Genomic DNA, 6,277 nt, shown 5'->3' on the forward strand with positions numbered 1-6,277 from the left:
CATGAGGTTTGTCATCAGATTCAGCCAGGTATGTACCTGGCTTATTTATCTGCAAGGAAAAAGAATGGATTGGTTCCAGCGCCTTAAAATTGACAAATTTTTGCTGGTGATGATCTGTGTGGTGGTTGTCGCATCGGTATTACCTTGTGAAGGCTATGTAAAAACAGGTTTTGAGTACCTGACTACTGCAGCCATCGCGTTACTATTTTTTATGCACGGAGCCAAGTTATCCCGGGCTGCGATTCTTGCCGGAGCAGGGCACTGGCGCTTACATCTGGTGGTCTTTCTCAGCACTTTCGTACTGTTTCCTATTCTCGGGCTGGGTATGTCTGTACTGGAGCCCGGTATTCTTAACCAACCGCTTTACATGGGGTTTCTGTACCTGTGTGCGTTACCAGCCACAGTGCAGTCTGCTATTGCCTTCACGTCCGTAGCGGGTGGGAATGTAGCCGCGGCGGTATGTAGTGCATCGGCATCCAGTATTCTGGGGATTTTCCTTTCGCCGGTATTAGTGGGCATGCTGATGAACACCCAGGAAGGGGCGACAGATACCCTGCACGCGATTGGTAAAATCATCATGCAGTTGATGGTGCCATTTGTTGTGGGGCATTTATCTCGCCCACTTATTGGCCACTGGGTTGATAAGCATAAGAAGCTTATTAATCTTACTGACCGGTCATCAATTCTGTTGGTTGTCTACGTGGCATTCAGTGAAGCGGTGGTAGGCGGTATTTGGCAGCAAATTGATGCAGAGGCACTGTTGTGGGTAGTGGCCTGTTCAATTGTGTTGCTGACTATCGTGCTGGTTATCAATACCTGGGCGGCCCGTTTACTGGGTTTTAACACTGAAGATGAAATTACTATTGTCTTCTGTGGTTCGAAGAAAAGCCTGGCGAATGGTATCCCGATGGCAAATGTTTTATTCCCGGTGAGCACTGTCGGGATTATGGTGCTGCCACTAATGATCTTCCACCAAATCCAGCTTATGGTGTGCGCTGTGCTGGCACAACGTTATGCGAGAAGGCTGAAGAAAACCCCGTCACCCAGGTAACGGGGTAACAGGCGTTAACGGGTGCTGGCTTTCAGGCGCAGCGCCTGTTTTTCTTCTTGTGACAGGAACGCAATTTCCAGCCCATTTACCTGAGCCTGGCGAATTTGTTCCACAGACAGACCTGCTGCAGGCGCTGCATGTTCATATTCGTGGCGAATATCAACCCCCTGTACCGCAGGGTCATCTGAGTTAATGGTTGCCAGCACGCCGTGGTTCAGGAATGTTTTTAGCGGATGAACGCCAATGGCGCTGACGGTACTGGTCTGGATATTCGACGTAATACAGGACTCAATACCAATACGGTGTTTTGCCAGGTAATCCATTAATGCCGGGTCTTCAACAGCCTTAACACCGTGGCCAATCCGTTCAGCCCCCAGTTCCTGAATAGCCTGCCAAATACTCTCCGGCCCGGCCGCTTCCCCTGCATGGACAGTGATGCGCCAGCCCACGTCCCGGGCTTTACGGAAGTGTTCACGAAAACGGCTTCCAGGGAAACCCAGTTCATCGCCAGCCAAATCCAGAGCAGTAATGCCATCCCGATGAGCCAGTAACCCGTCCAGTTCTTTCTGGCAGGCCTCTTCACCAAATGTCCGGCTCAGAATACCGGTAAGCCTGGCAACAACCCCGAAGTCTTTGCTCCCCTGGCGTACGCCATCGATAACGGCTTCAACAACACCCGCGATGGGGAGATTATGCGCCATCGCCATATAACCCGGCGAAAAGCGTAATTCTGCGTAATCCAGCCCCTGGAGGGCGGCATCTTCCATATTTTCCCAGGCTACGCGACGGCATGCTTCCAGAGACCCGAGAACTTTGACTCCCCAGTCCAGCTTTGCCAGAAAACTGACCAGGTCTGGTTCAGTTGATGTGACCTGCACATGAGGGATCAGCGCATCGAGTGTTTGGGCTGGCAGGGCAATATTGAATTCACGCCCAAGGCTCAGGATCGTGTTCGCGCGGATATTGCCGTCAAGATGGCGGTGCAGATCAGTTAACGGAAGGGTGGTATCAATCATGGTCGCACTCATTTCAGGTAAAGTGCAGAACATTATAAAGCCAGACCCGGCAGTATGCGCAAGTCACCTTGTGTGTTGCGCATGCTGGCCGGGCAGGGAATAACCAATTAAAGAAACTTTTCCATCAGCCAGATGGCGAACTGCTGGCCGCGTAATTCGGCCTGAATTGGATGCACCACCTGGAACCCCTGGGCAAGAAAAAAAGGCCGGGCGGTTTCACTGGCTTCAACAAACACTCGTGCTAACGACTGTTGTTGCGCCACCAGTAACAAGTGGTTCAGCAATAAACGACCAATACCCTGGCGTTGGTAGCGGTAGTCGCAAAAGAAGCAGTGAATCAACCCCGAGGGTTGTACATCCCCCCAGGCAAGGAGCGTTTGCGTTTTTGTGTCCTCCACCACCCATGGGTTGTGGTCAAAAATAAGTTTCTCCCACCAGTGCGGATCCGGCTCTGCTGGTGCCCAGGCGTCAAGTTGCGCGGGGGTGTAATCCCGGCAATTAACCCGGTGGATGGTATGCCAGGTGAGTGACCATAACCGGGGGATATCTTCACTTCGCCAGGGGCGAATAACCCGGTGTGTGGGTGTGGTGTAGTGAGGCATACTCATTCCTTACGTATGGCGCGTGTTGGTACAGAGTACATTCCTGGAGCGGGTTTAAGGTAATGGTAAAGACAAAGCGGCTACTGATTGATAAAAAAGAAGGAAAAACGTGGTTTTCCTTCTTTTTAGTTATCAGGGGAAAGTCAATGAATTGATTTTCCCTGGTTTTTATTCGGTGACATTCTCTCGTTCATGCGCAGACTTGAGGCTGGCAAACAGAGAAAAAACCGCCTTATTGCGCTGGGGCTGCTTCTGGCTGAGCAGGAGCGGCAGGTGTTGCGGGTGCCGCGTTGTCTTCTGGCACTGGCGGCATAATGTCGCCACCAAGGCCAAACATGCCAACAAAATCGCTCAGTGGCATTTTTTGCCCGTTCAACGTCACTTCACCATTTGCATAATCCAGGCTGGTGGTGATGTTGTTGTCTTTTACTGTCGTGATACGGAACATTTGCCCCATAGCAGCCAGACCTTTGATCTGTTGCTCTGCAAGCCTGGCTGCCGCGTCATCCTGATACCCTTCAATACGAGCCACCTGGGTCATCAGTTCAGTTGCCATATCCAGCGGGATAACCAGGTTGCTGTCCAGATGCTTGATGTAGCGGTCTGCTGCCTGGTCGAGTGTTTTTGGTTCGGCACTTTTCGCCGGGTCATTGAAGTTAAGGTTCAGCGTAAAGCGGCTTTCACCTTTGGCATTCTTCCAGCTCAATGGTGAAATATGAATAGCGGGTTCCCCTTTAAGCAATTCAGGCAGGCCAGACGCCAGAACTTCAACCAGTTTTTGCTGATAAAGCTCGGAGTTCTCAGCTACATCAGGCTGAGCCATTAACGCTTCTACCTGCTGATTATACTGCTCGCGGAACTGGTGCAGTGCAGCACCGTCCAGATTGCTGACAGCAACAGAAAGTTGCCCGCTACCCAGGTTCTGGTTTTGCACTTTCAGGTCATTCAGCGCGTAATCAATCTGGCCACCCAGGTGTTTACCATCGGCCGCGGGTTCAGATTTGGCGGCAATATTCAACCCACCCAGTTGCGCCATTTCTTTGCCTTCCACACTCAGGGTAAGACCTTTAGCCTCCAGGGATTGCGTACCAACGCGCTCAGCAAACGAACTGATGTGTGTTTCACCACTGGCACTGATACCACTGATAGCCAGGCCGACTTTCTGGTCAAACTCATTGACACTGTCAATCTTCAGACTGCCCAAATCACCACTGCTGGAGACTTTATCGCCCTGGTTATCAACACTGACATCAAATTTCCCACCCGCAAAAGCAACTTTGTACGGCGCTTTATCATAATTGAGTGCTTCAAGTGTGATACCTGAATCGGTATCGCCGCTGTAACCGATGCGAGTATCAACGACCAGTGGAGACTTGCCTTGTGTTAATGCAAACAGTGATTTGGTGGTGTCGTTATTGGCCAGAGTGGTGCTTACCGAAGCCATAGACGGCACAATGCTTCCCGGGAACGGCCCGTGGCGCACAGTTTCGTCCAGCACGATTTCCTTCCCTTCAGGCAGAAGAGAAGATTTTTCACCTGCCTGCGGTTTAATGACAAGTTGAACATGGCTTGAGAAAACGCCACGTTGGTAATCACGTGGGGTGACAGTGAGCGCGGCAAGGGGCGCGACTTTTTTGAGTTGTGCATTCACCTGGGCGATGGCATCGTCCATATGGCTTTCAATCATTTTTCCTGTGTACCAGGATGCACCTGTCCACACCACACCCAGCGCGACGATAACACCCGCTGCAACCATCGATTTTTTCATTAAACCATCCCTATTAGCAGTTAGCCGGGCAGAGCGCCCGGCCAGATAAGCAATTTACGAAGCTTATCAATCCTGAGGTAAAAAATCAGTACCTTAGTTAAGTTTGTTATATACGCGCGCCAGTCGCCCGCTGCCAGTAACCTCAACATTCGGCTCATTGGCGGGAATAAACGCGGATTCGCCTGGTTTCAGTACCAGAGATTCATCACCCGATTGCAGGCGGGCTTCGCCTTCCACACAAAAGACAATCGCAGCGCTGTTTTGATCTAAAACCTGGGGTTGCATTGCCAGGCTATGCAGTGAAAACGCAAAATCATCCACCGGAATAGGGAATACCAGTGAGTCTGCTTCATGAACGGGCTGGGTTAGCAGTGAATTGGCTGCACGGGGTGCAAATTTGACATTGGCTACCAGCTCCGGAATATCAATGTATTTAGGTGTCAGCCCGGCGCGCAGTACGTTGTCTGAGTTCGCCATAACCTCCAGAGCCACACCGTCGAGGTAGGCATGAGGTGTTTCGGCGAACAAGAACATTGCTTCGCCCGGTGCCAGTTCCACCACATTGAGCAGGAGTGGTGAAAATAACCCACTGTCGTCCGGGTAGATGGTGGCAATTTTGCGAATTGTATCCCAGGGTTGCCCGCTTTTCCCTTCAAGGACGGCATTCAGGCGGGCGAGGGCATGCTGTTTTTCCTGCTGCGGCATACTTAACAGTGCGGCAAACAGTGTTTGCATATGGCTGGCATCAGGGCTGGACAAAAATGCCGCGATTGCCGGGTGTGCATCTGCCAGAGGCGCAAGTAGTGCTGCGCTGTCGCTGAATTCACGGAAGGCATTCATGGCAAGAAATGGCGTCAGTGCAAACACCAGTTCCGGTTTGTGATTAGGATCTTTGTAGTTACGTTCCGGTGCACTCAGCGGTATACCTGCCGTGTTCTCACGGGCGAAACCGGCTTCAGAAGCCTGCTTATTCGGGTGTACCTGAATCGAAAGTGGCTGGGCGGCGCACAGTACTTTGAACAAATATGGCAGCTCACCAAAACGTTGTGAGACAGCTTTGCCCAGGAGAGTATCGGGTTGTTGGGCAATTACATCGCGCAGTGCCAGTTTTTCACCCTGACGCGTTTCAATAAATGAACTGCTTTTAGGGTGCGCTCCCATCCATAACTCTGCCATCGGTTGCTGTTCCGGGTTGGCGATACCATACAATTCGGTTAATGCGGTTTTACTTCCCCATGCATAGTTTTGCACTGAATTGATGAGTTTTTGCATAATCAGGCCCTGTAATAAAAATAGATTACCACAGCATCAGATAACCCCGCCGACACACAACTTGTGCCCTGTAAGGCCACGAAGTGACGGAAAACGAGTGTGCTAATCAATTGAGGTAGAATAACTTCCCGCTATTAAAGCAGTTTCTGCCGGGCAGGGTAACTGCGCAGACAAAAAGTCGTATTAATCTCAGTTTTTGTTAAAAAAATGTGTACACTTGACCGGTGACTTTGTGGTTGCCGCGCAGATGCAGATGTAGCGCGGAGTGCTGGAATGCAATACAACGGATTTAGCGAGTGAGAGAACAATGTCAACTAAACCCTTCTACTATCAGAATCCTTTTCCTGTAGCAAAAGACGATACCGAATACTATCTGTTAACCAAAGACCATGTCTCTGTCAGTGAGTTCGGGGGCGAAAGCGTCCTGAAGGTGGACCCGAAAGCCCTGACCCTGCTGGCTCAGCACGCATTCCGCGATGCCGCTTTCCTGCTGCGCCCGTCGCACCAGAAACAGGTGGCCGCCATTCTCAGCGACCCGCAGGCCAGTGAAAACGACAAATATGTGGCG

Annotated in this window: 5 protein-coding genes and 1 pseudogene; 2 read left to right on the forward strand and 4 right to left on the reverse strand. The window is 51.1% G+C overall.

Features of this window, described 5'->3' with window-relative positions:
• Nucleotides 1–64 precede the first annotated feature (64 nt).
• Nucleotides 65–1,051, forward strand: coding sequence for a bile acid:sodium symporter family protein (locus DT73_RS11915; protein ID WP_036108689.1), 987 nt, complete (start codon nucleotides 65–67; stop codon nucleotides 1,049–1,051).
• 14 nt (nucleotides 1,052–1,065) lie between these two features.
• On the opposite strand, the gene add is transcribed toward DT73_RS11915, so the two are convergent.
• The 4 genes from add to manA form a co-directional block, all read right to left on the reverse strand.
• The gene (gene add, locus DT73_RS11920) at nucleotides 1,066–2,067 is read right to left on the reverse strand and encodes an adenosine deaminase (protein ID WP_036108834.1); all 1,002 of its coding nucleotides are present in this window, start codon (nucleotides 2,065–2,067) and stop codon (nucleotides 1,066–1,068) included.
• 107 nt (nucleotides 2,068–2,174) lie between these two features.
• Entirely contained in the window at nucleotides 2,175–2,669 is a 495-nt protein-coding gene (locus DT73_RS11925) for a GNAT family N-acetyltransferase (protein WP_036108691.1), read from the reverse strand.
• A 232-nt stretch (nucleotides 2,670–2,901) separates the two neighbouring features.
• Nucleotides 2,902–4,437, reverse strand: a complete 1,536-nt coding sequence (locus DT73_RS11930) for a YdgA family protein (protein WP_036108692.1) — start codon at nucleotides 4,435–4,437, stop codon at nucleotides 2,902–2,904.
• A gap of 93 nt (nucleotides 4,438–4,530) precedes the next feature.
• A complete protein-coding gene (gene manA, locus DT73_RS11935) occupies nucleotides 4,531–5,709 on the reverse strand; it encodes a mannose-6-phosphate isomerase (RefSeq protein ID WP_036108693.1) in 1,179 nt (392 codons plus the stop codon).
• Nucleotides 5,710–6,016: 307 nt separating this feature from the next.
• On the opposite strand from manA, the pseudogene DT73_RS11940 reads away from it, so the two are divergent.
• A pseudogene (locus tag DT73_RS11940) lies at nucleotides 6,017–6,277 on the forward strand (fumarate hydratase); the annotation flags it as partial.

Origin of the sequence: Mangrovibacter sp. MFB070, assembly GCF_000705335.1 — a bacterium.
GTDB lineage: Bacteria > Pseudomonadota > Gammaproteobacteria > Enterobacterales > Enterobacteriaceae > Mangrovibacter > Mangrovibacter plantisponsor.

What these genes read in the sequence shown, in the direction of transcription:
- add (WP_036108834.1), bottom strand. Translation starts at nt 2,067, where the DNA reads ATGATTGATACCACCCTTCCGTTAACTGATCTGCACCGCCATCTTGAC.
- DT73_RS11915 (WP_036108689.1), top strand. Translation starts at nt 65, where the DNA reads ATGGATTGGTTCCAGCGCCTTAAAATTGACAAATTTTTGCTGGTGATG.
- DT73_RS11925 (WP_036108691.1), bottom strand. Translation starts at nt 2,669, where the DNA reads ATGCCTCACTACACCACACCCACACACCGGGTTATTCGCCCCTGGCGA.
- manA (WP_036108693.1), bottom strand. Translation starts at nt 5,709, where the DNA reads ATGCAAAAACTCATCAATTCAGTGCAAAACTATGCATGGGGAAGTAAA.
- DT73_RS11930 (WP_036108692.1), bottom strand. Translation starts at nt 4,437, where the DNA reads ATGAAAAAATCGATGGTTGCAGCGGGTGTTATCGTCGCGCTGGGTGTG.